Raw genomic sequence first — 21,362 nt, 5'->3', positions numbered from 1 at the left:
AACCTTCTTTATAATTCGTATACTCTTATTCCCTTACTTCACTTTGAACTTTTCACATAACTAATTGCTTGGCTCCCCATCTGTATCCAAGCCTTTTCAAAATTCTCCCTCGGTACGCTTATATTCGGACTATCATTAAGTGGATCTCGAATATATACAGATTCCTTATCATACCCAATAAGTACAACACAATGTTCATTATAAGTAATAGAAACATCTCCACCATTTGTTTCCCATATAGTGAATTCCTCCTCATCTAGTGGGGCATATGTTGCATTTGTAATCATGACTACCGGTTGTCCTGATTTTACACTCTTATAAATTTCTTCTATACTTTTTCCTGTTAAATCTATAGCTTCATTCGGTAAATATTTTTTTGCTAATTGAAAAAGCGGTCCATGATATACACCGTATCCCGATTCAGAAAACGTATAAATGTTCCCCACAAATCCTTCATTCGGATTTCCTCTTACACCATCGTCTAAAAAATCTACCTTTTTGATGTCACTCGCTAATTTCATCTTATCTATAGAAACACCCGCATATTGTAACATCATCGCTAAACTTGTTACTTCGCAGCCTCTATCTAACTCTGGTAACTGCTGAATTAAAGGCACATTTGATAACATGACTTTTTCATCGTTATTACTAAACTCTATTCGTTTTTGACTTTGTATACTTGATAATAGTAATCCCTTTACTTTCTCCACATACTCTGTAATCCCATTTGTATATGCACCCCATACCCCTATACATAGTACGGACATACATATATACCACTTCCATTTTCGTATCACTCTCACGCCCTTTTTAATTCGTTAAATACGAATAAAACGCATCAGCATCTGTTTGAATCATAGGAACAAACTTAAGCTCTTTTCCCTTTTCAGGTTGTTCAAGATTTATCTTCTCCGCTAAATCTTGAATATTCAAATTCGCTCTATCCATACCCAGCTCATCTGCCATTTCTACTACTTTTTGTTCATTAATTTCTCTTAATACTTGATATATATCTTTGCCGTATAAATCAATATGATATTTTTTTGCTTCTCCCTGCACTTTTTGTTCGTACACTTCTTGTGCTAAATCTTCCATCTCTTTTCCTTTTTGAGAAATACCTAACTTTCCTGCTTCTTCTCTTACTTTCGTTCCATAGATTTCTTCCGCAATGTCTTCTATTTCTTTTCCATTTGTCGAAATACCTAATTTATCCGCTTCATCATTAATTTTAATCGTATTAATTTGAGTAATCAAATTCACAATCGATGTATTATCTATAGATATGCCTAGTTTTGACGCTTCTTGCTTCACTTTTGTTTCATAGATTTCTTCTGAAAGAGTTCCGACATCTTTTCCTTCTGCCGAAATACCTAATTGTTCTGCTTCTCTTCCTACCTCAGTCTCATGAATTTCTTTTTCTAACGTAATTTGTTCTTTCCCATCCGTTTCAATGCCTAACTTTTCCGCTTTTTCTTCCGTATGCATTGCATGTATTTTCCCATCATTTAATTGTTCTTTACTACGCTGCGTGTAATCTGTCTTTCCTTTTTTCATTCCAGAAGGAGAGGCACCCCCTAATATACTTAAACTCATTACTCCAATAGTGAATACCGTCATCATTTTCTTTTTCAAGACTTCTTCCTCCCTCTCACGCTTTCTTTTCCCAGCTTTCCCATAATTTTTTTTATACTATACATAAACTTCATCTCTGTTAGAAATAACCTTATGATTTATCCAGTTCATTCAAAAAAACTTACAATTTTTCTTTCCATCACAAGTTTCCATTATGTAATACATGATACAAGTCGTTTCTTAACTTTCCCTTAAAAAAAAGACGACCTTGTAAAAACAAGATCGTCTTCTCACTTATATTCTTTGGTTTTTAGGGAAAATCACTTCAAAACAAGTTCCTTCTCCCCATTTGCTCTCTACCGATATTTTTCCATAATGCTTTTCTACAATCCAATTAGCGATTGAAAGACCTAACCCCGCTCCTTCTGATGGACTTCTTGCTTTATCTCCTTGATAAAAACGATCAAATAACTTTGGAATATCCACTTCTTTAACTCCTATCCCGTTATCCTTCACTTGTATGCGAATCGAACTACTCGTTTGCATACAAGTAATTTGAATATGTCCACCTTCATTCGTATACTTCATTGCATTATCTAGCAATATGACCATCAATTGATGAATTCTCTCTCTATCGCCAATAAACGATATGTCACGTTCTACTTTTAATATCATCTCTTTTTCTTGATAAGAAGCAATCTCTTTATATGGATCTACTATTTCTTCTAACAATTTATCCACTTCAAATGTTTTCTTATCCATCTCGATTTGATTAGAATCCGAACGTGCTAACAATAATAAATTGTTAACTAGTTTTGATAGCCGTCTACATTCCTTTGAAATTGTAGAAATATCCATCGCCTTTTCTTCTATCGTCGCAGATGGTGACTGGAATAATACATCTGTTTTTGATTGAATAACCGCAAGTGGTGTTCTTAATTCATGCGATGCGTCCGAAACGAACTGCTGCTGTTTCTCCCATGAATTTTGAATCGGTATGAGTGCTCTACCCGCTAGGAAAAAGCCGATTCCTATTGCACATAGACTTCCTATGCTGCAACCTATAACGAGAATTAAAAATAAAGTATTTATCATTTCTTTTTCGGCTGTTGTATCACGTACGATTTGCACAATTTGTCCGTCATCCTGAAACGCTAATGTTCTGAAATAATGCCCCTTTACTTCTATATCCTGAAGAACTCCTAATTTCTTTGGCGCAAAAGCTGGAATATTCTCTGTAAAAATAGAGAAAAATCTAGGGTTTTTCTCATCCATTGAGATTGTATTTCCCTTCCAGAACAACTTCATGACTCTTGGATCCCCAATTTGAATATTTTTCATGCCTCCCTTTGGAGGATTCTTAGATTTAACCCCATCTTTATATTCAATTATTTTTTCAAATGATTTATCTACTGCACCATAAATTCGATTATATGTGTATAAATAAATTATACTGCCTAATACCCCAATTAATACGATAAAAACTAATGAATTTACTATAGTCAAACGAATGCGTGTTTTTTGAAACATGCTTCCCTTTCTCATTGTTCTTTTAATATATATCCAATACCACGAACGGTTTGAATATCTTTCTGATAACCGAATGGTTCTAATTTTTTACGTAAATGATGTACATACACTTCTACAATTGCTACTGTCGTATCTGAATCAAATCCCCAAACACGATCGAAAATTTGTTCACGCATTAAAATCTTCCCGCTATTTTGAATGAGATACTCTAGTAGCTCGTATTGTTTTAATGTCAGTTTAATACCTTGTCCATCTACTTGAATGTCTTTATCTTTTCCGAACAATTCAATTCCTTTATAGCGAATGGTCTGCTGTGTTGTTAAACTACCACTTCTGCGTAGTAATGCACGAATTCTCGCTTTTAATTCAGGGGCCTGAAACGGTTTAACAATATAATCATCTCCACCAAAGTCCAATCCTTTCACTCGATCTTCTAAAGAATCTCTCGCTGTCAAAAACAGGACTGGCGTTTCAATCTTTTCATCACGTATTTTTTGAATCACTTCAAATCCGTCCATTTCTGGCATCATCACATCAAGCAAAATTGCATCATAAATGTTTTGCAGCGCCAAAAACAAGCCGTCTTCCCCATTCATTGCCGTATCCACTTCAAATTCATCACGTAAAATTTGTACGATAGACTCTAATAACGAGGCATTATCTTCTACTACAAGTAAGCGCATATTCTCACCTTCCACAATCTATTTCAACTCTCTTTATTATTGCATCTCTTCTCTTCATAACGAAATAATGTAATCATATTATGTAATTTCATTTTCAACTATTTCCTTCTAAAGTTTTGCTCGATATAAAATTTTGAACCTTTATTATAAAGGCTCTTTCTTAAATTTTGCTTAATAAAAAATTGAAAGAAATAAGATTACCCTTATCTCTTTCAATTTTTTACTACATACACCTTTTTACTCGGCAATTCTAAACAATTTAACTGACCACCATAAACCGCACCGCCATCAATTCCAATAATACGATTACTACCAAAATACACTCCGCAATTCTCACTACCATGAAGCGTTTTTGTTTCCGTATGGCCAAATACAACAACCTTTTCGCCGCTATATCCATTATGAAATTCATTACGGATCCACATTAACGTATATGGTTCAGATTCAGAAACTCGGTTCATCGGCTCAACACCAGCATGTACAAAGATATACTCTTCTGTTTCAATGTAATGATCTAATTCTTGAATAAACGTTACATGTTCCTCTAATATATGAGATTGTAAAATCGGTTTTTGGAAGTTTTCCTCATTAACCGCAATGTCTTCTTCTACAAATCCATAGCTATATAACGTTTTATCTCCACCATTCCTTTTTACCCAATGGTTCCATGAACGTTCCTCATCAGTCGTTAACGCCTTGATCATCATATCTTCATGATTGCCCTTTAGAACGAGGGCTCCCGCTTCTTTTAACTCTTTTACCTTTTCAATTACTGCACGCGCATTTGGACCACGATCTACATAATCCCCTAATAAAATCAATTGATCCTGTCTTGCATCGTATTGAGCTTCTTCCAATAACTGTTCGAACTTTTCTATTTCTCCATGAATATCACTAATAACAAGTATTCTCTTCATTTCTTCCCCTTCTTTCTAAACCATTCTCTTTCTAATTATAGATTAAAACGACAGAAATTTCTGAATCACAATCCGAAATAGCATTTATTACAAATAAAACTATTATCCTTACAACAATGTAAGTCTCTTGTCATCCAATTCGATGGTTGCAATTACTGCATTTCCTTATACTAAAAGTAAGAAATGAAACAAAAAACAAGGAGAGATGAGATATGAAAAAAGTGATGGAAGTTGTAGTAGCGGTGGCAGAGGTTTTCGTAAATGGGAAACAAGTTGCAATGGAGTTAAACAAATAATGAAAAAGACAAAATTCATTCTAGACCCTTTACTCATATAAACGAGATAAGACTTCATCATTTCTTTGATCCCTTATCTCCCAATAAAGAAAGCCGCATCCTGAAAAAGGATGCGGCTTTCTCTTATTTTTGACTCGTACGAGCTGAAATACTAATTGCTCTATCTGTTGCTTTTGCAGCTTCATCTAAAACTTCTTTACTATTCTTTCCGTCATACATTGCTTCTAATGCTTTTACAACTGCATCTCTTGATTCTGGGAATACACTAATTAATGCACCTTGAGTTGCTGGAGATTGCTTCGTTGCTTGTAATTGCTCTACCGTTACTTTTAACTGCGGATACTTTTCATACTGCTCTTTTACTAACGGCTCATTATATGCATCTGGATTAATTGAGAAATATCCTGTTGCAGTATGCCATTTTGCTTGTACATCTGGCTTCGTTAAATATTTCATAAAGTCCCAAGCACCTTGCTGCGTTTCTTCTGAAACCATATTCGTCATCCATAATGATGCACCGCCAATAACAACACCATTTTGTTTCGAATCTTCTGGATACGGAATATACGAAACGCCTACATTAAACTTAGATGCATCAATTAAATCACGAACACCAGCTGAAGAATCTAAATACATAGCAACTTGTCCAGACTGGAACGCAGCACGAATATCATCCCAACTTGCTCCATACTTTCCAAGTGTACCAGCTTTATTTAATTCATCTAACATCCCAAATACTTTTTGACCTTCTTTTCCGTTAAATACCGCTTTCTTTGCAGCATCTTTACGGCCGTTTTCGTTGTCTACATATAAAGCACCTTGTGTCGCTAACAACTCTTCAAAGAACCAACCATAATTCAGCATTGAAAATCCATACTGCTTTACATTTCCGCCTTCTTTAATCGTTAACTTTTCCGCCGCTTCTTTTAACTCATCATATGTTTGCGGAGCTTTCTCTGGATCTAATCCAGCCTTCGCGAAAGCATCCTTATTATAAATTAATACTGGTGTAGATGAATTAAACGGCATAGAATACATTTTTTCATCAACTGAATAATAGTTCGTAATTGCTTTTTCTAATTTTGATGTATCGTACTTATCTTTTTTAATCCAGCTATCGATAGGCGTAATCTTTTTGCTATCAATCATATACTTCGTTGTAATTTCACTCGATTGAACAAGAGCTGGCGCTTCTTTCGTTGCAGACATCGTTTTAAATTTCGTTAAAGACTCTTCGTATGTTCCTTGGAACTCTGCCTTTATCTCGTATTTATTCTGCGACTTATTATAGTCTGCAACAAGCCCATCTAGTACACCTTGTGTTTTTCCACCCATTGCATGCCAGAAACGAATTACAGTTTTATCACCATTCTTTTCAACTGGAGCTACTTTTGCCTGTGCTTCAGGTTTCCCCTCTGTTTTACTATTTGAACAAGCTGCGCCGGTTAATGCCATTGTGGCTGCCATTAAAAGAGCAGCACTTTTTTTCAATAAACTCATCTCAATCCCACCTTTTCCTATGTATGCTTATTTAATTGCACCTTTTGTTAATCCTTTTTGTAATTGCTTTTGCCCTAAAAATAATAAAATCAATGTTGGAATGACGATAACCGTAACACCAGCCATTACACTGCCCCAATCAGTTGCAACTTCTTGAGATTGAAGCTGCTTTACACCAATTTGAACCGTTCTTACTTTTTCATCAGTGGTTACTAAAAGCGGCCACAAATACATATTCCACGTTGTTAAAAAGCTATATACTCCAAGAGTAATAAAACTCGTTTTACAATACGGCATTACTACGCTGAATAAAAACCTTACATTTCCAATACCTTCAATAAAAGCAGCTTCTTTCAGTTCATTCGGAAGCGTCATAAAATGTTGACGTAGTAAGAAAATACCGAAAGCTGTTGCAAAAAACGGCACCGTCATCCCAGCAAAACTATTAATCCATCCGAAGTTTTGAATCGTTAAAAAGTTCGGTACCATCGTTGCTTCCCACGGAATAAGCATTGTTGAAATAAACAAGAAGAAAATTAAGTTTCTACCTTTAAACTGAAGAAAAACAAAAGCATAAGCTGCTAAACTGGATACGATCAGTTGTCCAAGCATAACAACTGTCGATACAATTAAACTGTTATATAAGTATGTAAAAAGAGGTACTTTTTGAAAAATATTAATGAAATTATCGAAAGTGAATTGGGTCGGAAATAACCTTCTCATTTGAATATCATCTGGTGTCATAAAGCTTATTAAAAACGCATAGAGTACAGGAAAAAACACCATTACTGCACTAATAATGAGCAGCATGTATAATAGGAAATTTTGTTTCCACTGTTTAACGATCATTTATAATGCACCTTTCTCTCAGCAAACTTGAATTGAATCAATGTAGCAATAAAAATGAAAACGAATAATACCATCGCTTGTGCACTTGCTGTTCCAAATTGATGATTCACAAATGCCTCTTTATAAATCGAATACACAATTAAATTCGTTGCATCATTTGGTCCACCGTGCGTTAAAATATCAATTTGTCCAAAGCTTTGGAACGCACTAATTAACGTTACTGTCACGATAAAGAATAAAGTTGGTGATAGCATCGGTAATGTGACGCGGCGAAGCTTATATAAATAACTAGCACCATCTATAGATGCACTCTCATATAAAGACGTATCAATATTTTGTAAACCACCTAATATAACTAAAAATGCAAATCCTGTATTCACCCAAACCGTTGTAACCGATACAGAAAACAGTGCCCATTCTGGACTCGTTAACCATGCGATTGCAGGAAGATTCATAGAGGCTAATATATTATTAAATAACCCTACACTTGGATGAAATAAAAATAGCCAAATCACTGCACTAGCAGCTACTGATATTCCCATCGTTGAAGAAAACAGTACTCGGAATAACCCGATCCCTCTTACTTTTTCATTTGCAATTAATGCAAGAAATAAGGCGAATACAATGCTAGTAGGCACTGTATATAAAACAAATAATAAAGTTGACTTTATACTTTTGTAGAAAGCAGGATCCGAAAATAAATATTGATAATTTTCTAAGCCAACGAAAAGATTAGCTTCTCCGTGTATATCTGTTAAATAAAAGCTATAGTAGATCGTCCTAAACAATGGATAGAAAAGAAAAATTGAAAATAACAAAATAGATGGCGCCAAAAACAATAATCCTATTCTTAAATCTTTCGTTCTGCCCCATAAACTCTTCTTTTTTGACACTGTTGTTTGAACTGGTAACTTACCTACTTCAATCATTATTTCGCCACCACTTTCAACTCTTCTTCAGCTACCACTTTTAATCTTTCATTCGTATTTTGGTGAAAGAAGCATAGTTTTTCTTGCGAGAATAATAATTTTACTTTGTCACCTTTGTTCAGGAGTAACTGTCCGATGACTTTCGCACTCCAAGTTGTTCCATTTACCGCGAAGTTTAATATAGATTCATTCCCTAATACTTCTACAGATTGCAGCGTAACTTCTTGTCCTTCCTCAGACAATGCAATATGCTCAGGACGCATGCCGATTCGAATTATTCCTTCTGGTAATTGCTTTAACTGTCCAATAGATAATGGAATTTGCAATTGCCCTATATGTAATATGCCTTTTTCTTTATCCACTTCCCCATCATTTATATTCATAGAAGGAGAACCTATAAAACTTGCAACAAATTCGTTTGCTGGTTCGTTATATATATCAAGCGGTGTTCCAACTTGTTGTATACTTCCTTTATTTAAAACCATAATACGATCTCCCATAGTCATTGCTTCTATTTGATCGTGAGTAACGTAAATCATCGTAATTCCTAATCGTTGCTGAATTTCTCTAATTTCAATCCTCATCTGTGCACGTAATTTCGCATCTAAATTCGAAAGTGGTTCATCCATTAAACAAATCGGTGCTTGACTCACGATTGCCCTGGCAAGCGCAACACGCTGTCTTTGTCCGCCTGATAATTGTCCCGGTTTCATTTTCACATACTCTTTCAGTCCTACCATTTCAATAGCTTCCATTAATCGCTTTTGTCGCTCTTCTTTTTGTACCTTCCTTACCTTAAGTCCAAATAAAATATTTTCTTCTACAGTTAGGTGTGGATATAATGCATAATTTTGAAATACCATTGATAGATTACGGTCTTTCGACTCTAAATCATTTGCAACACGTTCATTAATCATTAAATCTCCCGAAGAGATTTCTTCTAAGCCAGCGATCATTCGTAGTAATGTACTTTTTCCACATCCCGAAGGCCCAACTAAAACAAAAAATTCTCCCTTCTTAATATGAACTGATACGTCTTTAACCGCTGTCTCTTCCGCATTTTTATATACCTTTGAAACATCTTTCAATTCGATCACAAGGTTGCACTCCTTTTTTCTTCTTGTATCCATACTTCATAATGACTCGTTGAAATCGCACTTGCTCCTGCACGAATGGCAATTTCCGCATCTTCCCGCGTTTGAATCAATCCGCCTGCAATAATAGGAAATTCTATTTCCACTGCTAGCTGCTTAATAATTGAAGGCATAATACCAGGCATAATCTCTACTGCATTCGGTTTAGTCGTTTTACAATTTTCAATTGATTTTGTAAGAGATAAAGTATCGACAATAAAAATACGTTGAATCGTTTTTAATCCAATTTTATTGGCATTTCGAATTGTCGAACCTTTTGTTGAAATAATGCCTTGTGCTCCGATAACATCTTGAATATATAAAAGTGCTTCCTCTGTGTTCGTATTTAAGCCTTGTATAAAATCACAATGAAGAAATACATCGTGTCCATGTTTCTGTAGTTCATATACACGCTCTGGTAACTCCAGCATTGAACCAGTCATAAGAAAAACTGTTTTCGGTAATTTTTTGTATGTTTTGTACCCTTTCCAATCCTTTATCATCGCAATATAAGGTTCTTTAAACATTTATTCCACCTAGCTTTTCTATTTTTATCCAAACTAAAAACACCTACTTACATAGAACACCTTTCTCCTTATTTGAACTCTAGGGAATAGAGCACACTTAAGAAAGCGGCACGTTATATGTAAGCGGGTGTTCTCAAATGTTCTCTACCCTAGTTATTTTGTTACCTTTACTATATTACGCATTTATTAAGTCAGTTTTGATAAATTGTTAATTAGATGTTAATCGAATGTTAATATTCACCATATCACTTTTACAATAATCTAGATATACGAATAAACTCCAACAGCAAACAACTGTGTTTAAAATTTAAGTGATATGCAAATTCATTCCATAATTAATCAATTCTAGTTTTCTCGCCACTGCTTGCGAAGCAAAGTTATCCCAAGAAGTACTATAAAGCGGAATGCGCTTTTCCTCTTGTATTGATAGTGCCCAGGCTGTAACGACATCAGCACCATATCCATTCCCTTGAAACTCCACTAAAGTTTCCACACTTGCCTCAGCAGCTACGGGCGTACTTCTGGCACTGCAACATATAGAAACTACCTTTTCATTTTTTACAATTGCAAAATAAGGTTGCCTCCATTCCATCTGTTCTATTAGATTAGAAAAATTTTCTCGCAAAAGCTCTTTATTCTTCTCTGTTATTTGTATTGTTCTAGTTGGCTTATGTAAATTATTAGGGAACATGAAAGCAGGACCCACCCAAATATTCTCCACCGTTCTCTCTTCATTTAATACTTTAATGATCTTTGCTATCTCAATGTGATTTGAGCATTCTCGAATTAATTTCTCAATCTTACTTATCATTTCACCATGCAGTTTATAATGATACCTCGTTATATTCCCTTCACGAGTTCTGCTAAGAAAAAAACGTGGTGCTTTCAGATTTCTATTTTCATTTACACACTTTATTCTTCCTACTTGATTATGAACAAATAAAACTTCTGCCTGAATTGCTATTAACTCAAGTTCTGAAAATCGCATTTATACCCTCCTTAACTACTATTTGTAGCCTTCTCGATATAGCATCCATCCATTTTTTCAAAACAAAAATCCCATTTAAATACACATTACTGAATCCATCATACTAAAATGACTTCTTCATTCTGTCTATCTAAATGGGATTATCTCGTGCTTTTTATTTCTTCAGCTTGTTATTCTGCCAGTTGTGGTTGCGGCTGTACTACTTCATTCGCTCCAGCTATCCTCAACATATTCGCAATATCTTTAAAACCTCTTTTTTCAGCATATTGCAGCGGCGTAATATTTTCCTTATTGGCCATATTTACATCTGCCCCGTGGTCAATAAGCATTTGAATTACTTTCTTATGACTTTCACTACCATTTCCTAATACAATTGCTTCTAATAAAGCTGTTCCACCACGTTCATTCTTATAATTCACATCAATATCTGTATGCTCTAATAATTCTTTAACAACCTCTACATGGCCACGCTCAGATGCAGAAATAAGTGCTGTTCCACCTGACTTAGTCATTTCCTTCGTATTAACTCCTGCATTAATTAATACTTTTACAATATCCGTATATCCTTCTCTACTTGCATAAAGAAATGGATTGCTTTGTTTTTCGTCTTGAATTTCAATATCAGCACCCGCATCAATTAATGCTTTAACTGTCTCTACATGATTTTGATACGTCGCTGCAAGGACAGGCGTTTCTCCGTTGTCACCTTCTACATTGATATTCGCTCCATCTTGGATCAGCTTCATAGCTGTTTCTGTGTCTCCAAGCGTCGCAGAAAGTAGCAACTGTTTGTCCATTAAATTTATACTTTTTTCTTCTTTAGATTCTTCCTGTTCTTTATGCTTTTCTTTTTTCTTTTCGTTTTTCACATGAACCGGTTTTGATTCTGGCTCTTCTTGCTTATCGCAAGCCACTACCGTCATTAAAAGTCCTAATAACATACATAATAAAATTTTTTGTTTTCTCACAACTACAGCTCCTATGAAAGATAATGTTTTCTTAACCATTCCTCCATCACATACAATAACTCTTCTTGAGTACATTTATCCATAAGCCCTTTAGATTCCTTCTTTAATCGGATTATCTTAAACTTATACTATGTTTCTCAACCTATTGGAATGATACGCCTGATGGCCTCATCATTAACATTATGAAGCAATTAGTTTAGCACGTTTTTACCGCATTTGTATACATTTCTAAAAAGTACATAAAGTGAAACTTTAATCAGTGGGGGTTGTTCATCCCCCACTGATTATTAGTTGAACCAATCGGGCATTTACGGGCAGTTGATCTCCCACCTAACTTCTTCGCTCCAGCCACATTTTGAGGTGGGAGTTTTACTGCCCGTTAATGCGGGGTAAATGATTGCTTTAGTTTACTATATTCCATTGTAACCGTTCTTCTAAAATTTTTACACCTTTTCTATATTTGCACCTGAGTAATAATAGAAAAAGACAACTATATAGTTGTCTTTTTCTATTATTAATGATGCCCACCGTGATTCCCTGTTTTCGGTTTTCCCATCATCTCTTTATTCATTTCCCATTTATGCTCTGATAGCTCTTTATACGAAAGAACTTTCCCCTTATAGTTAGATACAAAACTCTCTGCATCTTTTTTATTTTTAAATGAAATGACATTATAAGCCATCGGTGTCGTTATTGTTTTATCATATACGTAAGTAGCATCTTCCAACGAAACCCAATCTTTCGAATCATAATCTCGAACAAATTTTTCTTTCGTCTTTTCACCTGAATTGATCTCCATCCATTTATACATGCAACCAATATCATCAAACTTTAATGCTTTTCCATTTTCTAAAATAATTTCGGTTGCGAATTGATTATCGATTACCCCAATTTGGCAAATGTCACACTTATCATTTTTCTCATTAATCGCAACAGCTGTTAGTTCTTTTTTCCCACATCCTACTATCGTAAATATGAAACATAAACATATAGCAAGTACGACATATTTTACTTTCATCAATATTCCTCCCTAGAAACCGTATACTCCACGAAAAGAATACCAAAAGGTTGTGTGAGATTTGTGAAAAAACAATGTTCTTTTTGTAATATATGGAACAAAAAAGAGATGTGCAGTTACTTCTACACATCTCTCATCATTCACAACCAGTAATTAATAAATCATCTTCTAACTTAACTAATAATGTGTCCGTATCAATGTTTTGTCCAACTTCTACATTTACTAACCTTATATTCCCACTGATCCCTACCCCGATTTTCTCAAGCTCACCATCGTGCTTTCGAATCATCATTAATTTTTCCCATTCATATACGTAAGAGGATTCATTAATAAAAATCTCCTCTACTTTTCCTTTACACGAACTATAAATTTCTTCTATTCTTGTTTGCATTCAAAATCTACTCCCTACTTCACGCTTCGCTATTTCCATCTTATTCTACCATTCTTGCATACAGGCATTTATCTTTTTAAAAATTCAAAATTACCCTGTGAACAAAATGATCAAAATAAAGATTATGCTTCTAATGATGTTATTTTTCAAATTATTTACCATTCCAATTGAACCTTTTATTATAAACAAAAAACCTTTTATCTGAATTTTTATTTTATTTTGAAAGCGTAATCATTTTTTTGGAGGGGGAGATTACATGTTAGCATTACTCGGATTTACAATGGTATTTGTCTTTATGTTTTTGATTATGACGAAACGTATGTCTGCATTAGTAGCATTAATATTAGTTCCAATTATTTTCGCATTAATTGGTGGCTTTTATGCCAATATGGGCCCGATGATGTTAGAAGGAATTCAAAAGCTAGCACCTACTGGTATTATGCTTATGTTCGCCATTTTATATTTCGGAATTATGATTGATAGCGGTTTATTCGATCCTGTTATTAGTAAAATTTTAAAATTTGTAAAAGGTGATCCTTTAAAAATTGTTGTTGGTACAGCTATTCTTACTATTATCGTTTCATTAGATGGTGACGGAACAACAACATATATGATTACAGTTTCCGCAATGTATCCACTATATAAACGTCTTGGGATGAATCCACTTATATTAGCTGGGGTTGTTATGTTAGGGGCAGGTGTTACCAATCTTACACCTTGGGGTGGACCAACTGCTCGGGTTATGAGTGCTCTTGGACTTGATGCATCAGAGCTCTTCACACCACTTATACCAGGAATGATTGCTGGTGCAATTTGGGTAGTTTTCGTTGCCTACTATCTTGGAAAAAAAGAAAGAAAACGTTTAGGAATTATGGATGTCCAATATTTAAAACACATGCAAACAATGGATGAGCAAGCTGCGACAGTCGAAGCTGAAATACATAAACGCCCGAAACTGCTATGGATTAACTTTTTATTAACTGTTGCCCTACTCGTCTGTCTCATACTAGAAATTATGCCGTTACCTGTGTTATTTACAGTCGCTTTTGCTATTGCGGTGATGATTAATTATCCAAGCTTGGAACAACAAAAAGAACGTATTGCTTCTCACGCTGGAAACGTATTAGCGGTTGTTTCTCTCGTATTTGCCGCTGGAATTTTCACTGGTATTCTATCAGGGACAAAAATGGTAGATGCAATGGCTCAAAGTGTAGTGACTCTTATACCAGATGCTCTTGGACCACAACTACCAATTATTACAGCTCTTCTTAGTATGCCGTTCACATTTTTCATGTCCAATGATGCTTTTTACTTCGGTGTACTACCTATTTTAACAAAAGCTGCCGCTGCTTACGGAATTAGTGCAGCAGAAATGGGACGTGCTTCGTTACTCGGTCAACCTGTTCACTTACTGAGTCCCCTCGTTGCTTCCACTTATTTATTAGTCGGAATGGCCAAGGTTGATTTTGGTGAACACCAACGATTCACTTTACTTTGGGCTGTTGGAACGACAATGGTTATGTTGATTACTGGAATTGTAATTGGAATTATTCCAATATAAGATGAAACTAGGAAAAACAGTAGAGGAAATGTAATAATCCTCTACTGTTTTTATTGTTGTAAGAATCCCCTATGAAGAAACGCGGAAATACCTTCTTTCTGGTCTTCCCACACTTCCATATATAAGCTCCGCATGCACTTTCTTTCCAGAGATCAAATACTCTAAATAGCGCCTCGCAGTTGATCGGCTTACACCTACCATTGAACTTAGTATCTCTGCAGTAATTCCCTCTTCATTAATAGTTAGCATATGCTTTTTTATTTTTGCTAACGTTAAAGGGTCGATTCCTTTTGGCGCATATTCTATTGGATTTGCCTGTACCCCTCTTTGGGACCATAGGTGTTCAATCTGTTCTGAAGATAATTGAGCATTTTTCTTTAACTTCGTAATCTTCTTTTGATAACTTTCTAAACTTGTTTTAAACCGATCAAATGTAAGTGGCTTTACGATATAATCTGTTACCCCGCCTCGTAAAGCATGCCGCACTACATCCGTCTCTGATGCGGCTGTGATCATAATAATATCTGTATCATGCAAATTATGCCTAATATATGTGACGAGTTCTGTCCCTTGCATGTCAGGTAAATATACATCTAATAAAACGAGTTGTGGCTTTACAAATTCTAACCATTCCTTCGCCTGTTCTCCAGTCGTTGCTGTTCCAATTACTTTAAACCCCTCAATTTTTTCAGTAAAACGACGATGAATTTCCGCAATCCGAATATCATCTTCTACAATCAATACTTCAATCCCCTCATTCATTACAATTCGCCTCTCTCTTTCGGTAATGCAATGATAAATAAAGCACCACCTAAATCCCCTTTTTCAATCGCAATACTCCCGTTTAAATCTTCTACTAACTCTTTCACTTTTGCTAATCCATATCCACGTTTTTCGCCCACTTTCGTCGAAAAACCTTTATAGAATATACTTGTAATTATTTCATCATGAACACCTTGTCCTGAATCTTCTACTTCAATTAATATTTCTTCCCCAATGTCTGTTACAAACATTCTTACTTTCTTATCATGATCTTGATTTCTTTCAATTGCTTCAAATGCATTCGTGATCAAATTCCCTAAAATAGAAACAACGTAATTACTCTCAATATGCGGACTTAACTCTTCTAAACTACTTTCCCGATCTAACATAAAATCAATCTTCAACTCTCGTGCCCTATTATAAAATCCAATTAAAATCCCACCTAACCATGGATTTTGAATTCGTTTCATAATAAATTGAACGAACTCTTGATATACTGCCGTTTCCTTATGAATAAGCTCTAAAGCATCTTCATAAGACTCTAATTGAATAAGACCTGAAAGCGTATACAATAAGTTGTTATATTCGTGCGTTTGCGCCCGCAATGCCTCTGTATACTGCCGTGTTTGAGATAATTCCGCTGTTAATTGATCCATCTCAGATTTCAAGCGCAAGCTGGATACTACACCAGTTACTTTATTATTAACTTTAATAGGTAGGCGATTGGCAATAACATCCTGCCCTTTTATATTTAATTGGCGATCAAATTGTTCTTCTCCGGTTTGAAGCACATCCAGTATCGATGAATTAGGAATAACATCTAAAATAAATTCTCCCATTATATTTTGTTGTTTATCTAAAGAAAGGATATCGTATGCCGCTTGATTTACTAAACTAACCTTTCCATTTTTATCGATTACTACAATCCCTTCACGTACAGATTGAATAACTGTACTATGCTCCTCATATAAAGATGAAATTTCTTCTGGCTCCATTCCAAACATCATCCGCTTAATACTTTTTGCTAAATATACAGAGCCCATTATCCCAATTAACAGACCTGTTATTGTAATCCAAAACACACGCTTTCCATACACTTCTATCGCTCCATGAATATCATCCATTGAAAAACCAACAGATACTACACCAATAATTTCATTATCCTGATTACGAATCGGGACTTTTCCGCGTAGTGAAGGCCCTAATGATCCCGTTGCTTTCGAAACATAAGATTTCCCTTCTAATAGAACCCCTTTGTTATCTCCGCCCACCATAGCTTCTCCTATTTTATCTCGCTTAGGATGTGCATAACGAATACCATCTTTATTTCCAACTACAATAAAGTCAGCATCTGTTTCGATTCGAATTTTTTCTGCAATTGGCTGAATAATAGAAGCTGGATTTTCTTTTTGAAAAGCTTCCTGGATTTCCGGTATAGCAGCAACTGTTTTCGCAACATGCAACGCTCTTTTTCCGATTTGGTCTTCTACCGTTTCAGATAATATGTAGTAAAATAAATAACTCGTTAACAAAAGCACAGCAAGAATAAGTGTACTAATAGTTAATGTAATTCTCGGTTGTAGTTTCAATTTCTTCAATTTCAAAATCATTCCCCTAACATGGCTAAAGATAGAATTTAAAGAAAATACAGTCTTTTTAATTATCACCTTTTATCATAACACGGTTACTATATATTTCTTTATCTTTATCTTCATAAAGTGAAACTTTAATCAGTGGGGGTTTTGTTCATCCCCCACTGATTATTAGCCTTCACCAATCGGGCATCTACGGGCCGCCCGACTCCCACCTAACTTCTTTGCTCCAGCCGAATTATGAGGTGGGAGTTTTACTGCCCACAAATAGCGGGATAAAAAAAGAAACGAAGTAAAATTACTACCTCGTTTCTTAATGCTTGTTATTACACTTTAAATTTACCAATCATCTCTTGTAATTCTTCAGCCATTCGCGATAAGTGAACTGCTGCTGAATTTATTTCTTCTACTGAAGCTACTTGTTCTTCAGAGGAGCCAGCAATATTTTGAACGCTTGCTGCATTTTCTTCAATCGTTGCTGCAATTTCATTAATAGATGCACTTACTTGTTTTGTATCTATCGTCATTCGCTTCGCTACATCTACCATACTATCAATTTGTACAACTGTATCATTTGTAGATTTCAATATTTCTACAAAGCTTTGCTTCGCCTCATTTGCAACTACAAGCCCTGATTGTACCTCTGTCCCAACTTGATTCATAGAACTTACAGTTTCTTTTATATCAAATTGTATCTCTTTCACTAACTTTCCAATTTCCGTAGAAGACTGTCCCGATTGTTCCGCTAGTTTACGTACTTCATCTGCTACAATTGCAAAACCTCTTCCTTGCTCTCCAGCTCTTGCAGCCTCAATTGCAGCATTTAATGCTAATAAGTTTGTCTGCTGTGCAATATGTTGAATCACTTCTAGAATAGCTCCAATTTGCTTCGACTTATCATCTAATAAAGAAATGACTTTGTCTGACTGTGACACAGATTCATGAATTAATTGCATTTGATTCACAGTTTGTTCAACTAACTTTCCACCATCTTCAGCTTTTTGCTTCGTATACATAGATGCTGTGGACACTAATGAAGAGCTATCCGCAACACGCTGAATTCCTTCTGTAACTTCTTCTAACAAAGTCGCTCCTTCTTCAACTTCCCGCGTTTGTATTTCTGCCCCACTCGATACTTGTTCCATCGCCCTTGTAATTTGTTCCGTCGCTTCACTTGCTTGCTTCATACTAGCTGTTAATTCTTCCGAAGAAGCTGCTACATGACCAGCTGAAGTATTAATATTTGAAATTACATCATGTAATGATGCCGCCATCTCATTAAAGCTTTCACCTAACTGACCAATTTCATCTCTTGAACGAACAGTAATTGACTCCGTTAAGTCACCTTCGCTAATTTTCCTCGCTGATATAACAAGTTGTTTTAACGGTTTAATAATAGATGCGATTATGAAGTAAATTACAATCCCACCAATTATTAATGAGATACCAATAACAGTTAATGTTTTATAGAAAATAGGTTCAGCCGCTTCAATTATTTCTTTTGAAGGCATAATTCCTGCTATTTTCCATCCGGTTTGCTTATTTGTTTTAAAAGTGATATTGCGATCCTCGCCATCTAATGAAAATTGAAAATCACCTGTTTCTTGTTTATACAGTTCCTTTTCAAGTTTCTCTTCTACCTTTTCCCCTGGCTTCAGCATTGGATGTGCTACTACATTTTTATCCTGATCAAAAATTGCAACATACCCTTCTTTACCGATATTAACCATTTTCGAAGTATTTACAATATCATTTATAATTAAATCAATACCGAGAACACCACTTTTATCCTCATTTTGTTTTGCTATTGTAACAACAATATTTCCTGTCGTTTTTGATTTATATGGAGCCGTAATAATTACTTCTCCACTTTTTTTCACTGCCTCTTTATACCAATCTCTTTCTGCCGGATTATACCCTTCTGGCATTTGAATTGCCGGTGATTGAATAAATTGCCCATTACTAGATCCAGTATATATTGCTTCCATTTCTGGATGTAATTTATTATATTCTTCTAATTTATTTTGCACGTTTTGAAGCTGATCTGCTTGATAACTCGCTCCAGTGAATAATTTTGTAAAATATGCTGCGTCTACTTTCTTACTATCTAACTCTTTATTAATTACATTATTTAAAACCTTCACGTTATCTTTTGCTGATTGCAAAATTGTTTCATTAAAATTTGTCTTCGCCTGCTGATAAGACGTCCAACCAATTACAATACTTGGAAGAATTAAAATAATAATAAATGATACAAGTAACTTTGTTTTTAAGCTTCTACTCCTTAATTTTCCTTGAAACATATTCCTACCCCTCCATACCGTTTTAAATGCAATTACTTTACATTTAATCTTTTTATACAAATCATACGATTTAAATGTATTGATGAGACCCTCTTTCTCTTTTCCCTCATCTTTCTCTACATTTAAAGTATTGTTACATACCTTTTTCATTCTATAGAATTTAAATAATTAAAACAATATATAAAAATGTACATTATTCGAAATATTACATTTCACGAAAGAACCTCTAGTATCCCATTTACTAGAGGTTCTTTTCATCTTGCTATTCTTTATCTTTGTTTATTTCTTTCTTCTCATCTTCTACTACAGATACGACAGGTTTATCGTTTGATAGTTGCTGCACGGCACCTTTTCCAGCGAATCCTTCTAGTAATTCTTTTAAATCAATACCAGAAGAGGCTTTTAAAGTTTCTTGCATTGTTGCCATTAAATCTGTCGCATACCCTGCAACTTTTCCGGCGCCGCTATTCTTTCCACCACCGCCTGTATCAACGACTGTAATTTTATCAATGTTGCTAAGCGGACTCGCAATTTCTTTCGCATAACTTGGAAGCATTTTAAGAACCATATCCATAATCGCGGCTTGCCCATATAATTCAAATGCTTCTGCAATTTTTTGTTTTGCTTCTGCTTCTGCTAAACCTTTTAACCTAATAACATCTGCTTCCGCTGTACCTTGCGCCTTTTGTACTTCTGCCTTTGCCTGACCTTGTGCTTTTTCAATTTCTGCTTTTGCTAAACCTTCTACACGAACTTCTTCTGCACGTGCTCTTGCTTCTGCTTCAATTTTATATTGATCCGCATCTGCTTTTTTCATTTGTTTTACCTTTTCCGCTTCAGCTGATTGTTCAACAGCATAGCGATCTGCATCTGCCTTTTTCTTTACTTCTGCATCGTATTGCTTTTCACGACGCGCAATCTCTTTTTCTTCTAACTCAATTTGCTTTTCACGCTCAATGATTTTAACTCGCATTTGCTCTTCTGTAACACCTTGTTGCGCTTTCGCTTGTTGTAATTCGTAAGAAAGATCTGCATCTGCACGAGCTTGTTCTTGGTCCCTCTTATAAGATTGTACTTTTAATTCCTTATGTTTTTCAGCTTCAGCGATTTGTGCATCACGTTGATATTCTGCTTCTTTTGCTTCTTTCTCAGCACGAGCTTTTTCAATTCGTGCCTCTTTTTCACGCTCTGCATTTGCAACTGTCGCATCACGCTTAACCATTGCAATTTGCGGCTGACCAAGTGCATCTAAGTAACCGTTTTTATCCATTATTTCTTTAATTGTAAAGGAAACGATGCGAAGTCCCATCTTCTTCAAATCAGTAGAAGCCACTTCATGCACCTTTTGTGCGAATTGCTCTCTATTACTATAAGCATCTTCTACTGTCATAGAAGATAAAATAGCACGTAGATGCCCTTCTAAAACTTCTTTTGCTTCTACTTTTAACTCTTCCGTTTCTTTTCCTAAATATTGTTCAGCCGCTGTAGAAACTTCTTCAATTGTCGATCCTACTTTAATAATAGAAACACCGTTTACTGTAATCGGTACACCTTGTTTCGTATACGTATCACGTGTTCCAACTTCTAATTTGTAGTTTAATAAGCTAAGAAGTTCTGCCCGTTGCATAATTGGAACAACGAAAGTACCACCACCGCGGATAATCTTAATCTTCTTTCCATCATCAGTGGTAACGACATTCTTTCCACCACCAAGCCAGTTCCCTGTTACAATTAATGCTTCGTCCGGGCCAACTGTACGATACTTCGTAATAAATACTAAAATGAGTAAAAGTAAAATTGCGAGTAAAACTCCACCGATAATTAATGGAATCGTCATATAAAT

The 21,362-nt window shown here is 35.3% G+C and carries 19 protein-coding genes and 1 pseudogene; 1 reads left to right on the top strand and 19 read right to left on the bottom strand.

Annotation, left to right across the window (positions count from 1 at the left end):
* Positions 1-38: 38 nt before the first annotated feature.
* The 14 genes from ABH959_RS20305 to ABH959_RS20240 all read right to left on the bottom strand — a co-directional run bounded on the left by ABH959_RS20305 (position 39) and on the right by ABH959_RS20240 (position 13,301).
* Positions 39-767 (bottom strand): C39 family peptidase, encoded by a 729-nt coding sequence (locus ABH959_RS20305; RefSeq protein ID WP_404493092.1) that lies wholly within the window; start codon positions 765-767, stop codon positions 39-41.
* 43 nt (positions 768-810) lie between these two features.
* On the bottom strand, positions 811-1,632 hold the full coding sequence (locus tag ABH959_RS20300) for a transporter (protein ID WP_404493091.1): 822 nt from the start codon (positions 1,630-1,632) through the stop codon (positions 811-813).
* 234 nt (positions 1,633-1,866) lie between these two features.
* A complete protein-coding gene (locus tag ABH959_RS20295; RefSeq protein WP_404448651.1) occupies positions 1,867-3,102 on the bottom strand; it encodes a sensor histidine kinase in 1,236 nt (411 codons plus the stop codon).
* 11 nt (positions 3,103-3,113) lie between these two features.
* Positions 3,114-3,785: a response regulator transcription factor gene (locus ABH959_RS20290; RefSeq protein WP_002091066.1), complete on the bottom strand. Its 672-nt coding sequence runs from the start codon at positions 3,783-3,785 to the stop codon at positions 3,114-3,116.
* Between the two features lie 212 nt (positions 3,786-3,997).
* Entirely contained in the window at positions 3,998-4,702 is a 705-nt protein-coding gene (locus ABH959_RS20285) for a metallophosphoesterase family protein (protein WP_002029682.1), read from the bottom strand.
* Between the two features lie 419 nt (positions 4,703-5,121).
* Positions 5,122-6,498, bottom strand: coding sequence for an ABC transporter substrate-binding protein (locus tag ABH959_RS20280; protein WP_404493090.1), 1,377 nt, complete (start codon positions 6,496-6,498; stop codon positions 5,122-5,124).
* Between the two features lie 27 nt (positions 6,499-6,525).
* Entirely contained in the window at positions 6,526-7,347 is an 822-nt protein-coding gene (locus ABH959_RS20275) for a carbohydrate ABC transporter permease (RefSeq protein WP_113937864.1), read from the bottom strand.
* Entirely contained in the window at positions 7,344-8,276 is a 933-nt protein-coding gene (locus ABH959_RS20270; protein ID WP_000573577.1) for a carbohydrate ABC transporter permease, read from the bottom strand. The genes ABH959_RS20275 and ABH959_RS20270 overlap by 4 nt, the downstream gene beginning before the upstream one ends.
* Positions 8,276-9,373: an ABC transporter ATP-binding protein gene (locus ABH959_RS20265; protein WP_404493089.1), complete on the bottom strand. Its 1,098-nt coding sequence runs from the start codon at positions 9,371-9,373 to the stop codon at positions 8,276-8,278. The genes ABH959_RS20270 and ABH959_RS20265 overlap by 1 nt, the downstream gene beginning before the upstream one ends.
* Entirely contained in the window at positions 9,370-9,936 is a 567-nt protein-coding gene (locus ABH959_RS20260; RefSeq protein ID WP_098666044.1) for a glycerol-3-phosphate responsive antiterminator, read from the bottom strand. Before ABH959_RS20260 ends, ABH959_RS20265 begins: the two co-directional genes overlap by 4 nt.
* Positions 9,937-10,243: 307 nt before the next feature.
* Positions 10,244-10,924, bottom strand: a complete 681-nt coding sequence (locus ABH959_RS20255) for a GNAT family N-acetyltransferase (RefSeq protein WP_404493088.1) — start codon at positions 10,922-10,924, stop codon at positions 10,244-10,246.
* 170 nt (positions 10,925-11,094) lie between these two features.
* Positions 11,095-11,967, bottom strand: a complete 873-nt coding sequence (locus tag ABH959_RS20250; RefSeq protein ID WP_404493087.1) for an ankyrin repeat domain-containing protein — start codon at positions 11,965-11,967, stop codon at positions 11,095-11,097.
* Between the two features lie 439 nt (positions 11,968-12,406).
* Positions 12,407-12,910, bottom strand: a complete 504-nt coding sequence (locus ABH959_RS20245; RefSeq protein ID WP_044444442.1) for a nitrous oxide reductase accessory protein NosL — start codon at positions 12,908-12,910, stop codon at positions 12,407-12,409.
* Between the two features lie 136 nt (positions 12,911-13,046).
* The gene (locus ABH959_RS20240) at positions 13,047-13,301 is read right to left on the bottom strand and encodes a hypothetical protein (RefSeq protein WP_113937859.1); all 255 of its coding nucleotides are present in this window, start codon (positions 13,299-13,301) and stop codon (positions 13,047-13,049) included.
* A gap of 256 nt (positions 13,302-13,557) precedes the next feature.
* Between ABH959_RS20240 and ABH959_RS20235 the strand changes: the two genes are divergently transcribed.
* Positions 13,558-14,862, top strand: a complete 1,305-nt coding sequence (locus ABH959_RS20235; protein WP_113937858.1) for a CitMHS family transporter — start codon at positions 13,558-13,560, stop codon at positions 14,860-14,862.
* 69 nt (positions 14,863-14,931) lie between these two features.
* On the opposite strand, the gene ABH959_RS20230 is transcribed toward ABH959_RS20235, so the two are convergent.
* The 5 genes and pseudogenes from ABH959_RS20230 to ABH959_RS20210 all read right to left on the bottom strand — a co-directional run bounded on the left by ABH959_RS20230 (position 14,932) and on the right by ABH959_RS20210 (position 21,356).
* A complete protein-coding gene (locus ABH959_RS20230; RefSeq protein WP_044444439.1) occupies positions 14,932-15,624 on the bottom strand; it encodes a response regulator in 693 nt (230 codons plus the stop codon).
* Positions 15,624-17,234, bottom strand: a complete 1,611-nt coding sequence (locus ABH959_RS20225) for an ATP-binding protein (protein ID WP_404493086.1) — start codon at positions 17,232-17,234, stop codon at positions 15,624-15,626. The genes ABH959_RS20230 and ABH959_RS20225 overlap by 1 nt, the downstream gene beginning before the upstream one ends.
* A 308-nt stretch (positions 17,235-17,542) precedes the next feature.
* Positions 17,543-18,361 (bottom strand): methyl-accepting chemotaxis protein, encoded by an 819-nt coding sequence (locus ABH959_RS20220; protein WP_369811976.1) that lies wholly within the window; start codon positions 18,359-18,361, stop codon positions 17,543-17,545.
* A gap of 120 nt (positions 18,362-18,481) precedes the next feature.
* Positions 18,482-19,519 (bottom strand): annotated as a pseudogene (locus tag ABH959_RS20215) (HAMP domain-containing protein); the annotation flags it as partial.
* A gap of 262 nt (positions 19,520-19,781) precedes the next feature.
* Positions 19,782-21,356: a flotillin lipid rafts scaffold protein FloT gene (locus ABH959_RS20210; RefSeq protein WP_044444436.1), complete on the bottom strand. Its 1,575-nt coding sequence runs from the start codon at positions 21,354-21,356 to the stop codon at positions 19,782-19,784.
* Positions 21,357-21,362: the final 6 nt, after the last annotated feature.

The organism is Bacillus sp. RC51, from assembly GCF_044908115.1.
GTDB classification, from domain to species: domain Bacteria; phylum Bacillota; class Bacilli; order Bacillales; family Bacillaceae_G; genus Bacillus_A; species Bacillus_A mycoides.
The sequence above is the reverse complement of the archived record's forward strand: the minus strand, read 5'-3'. Positions and strand labels throughout refer to the sequence as shown.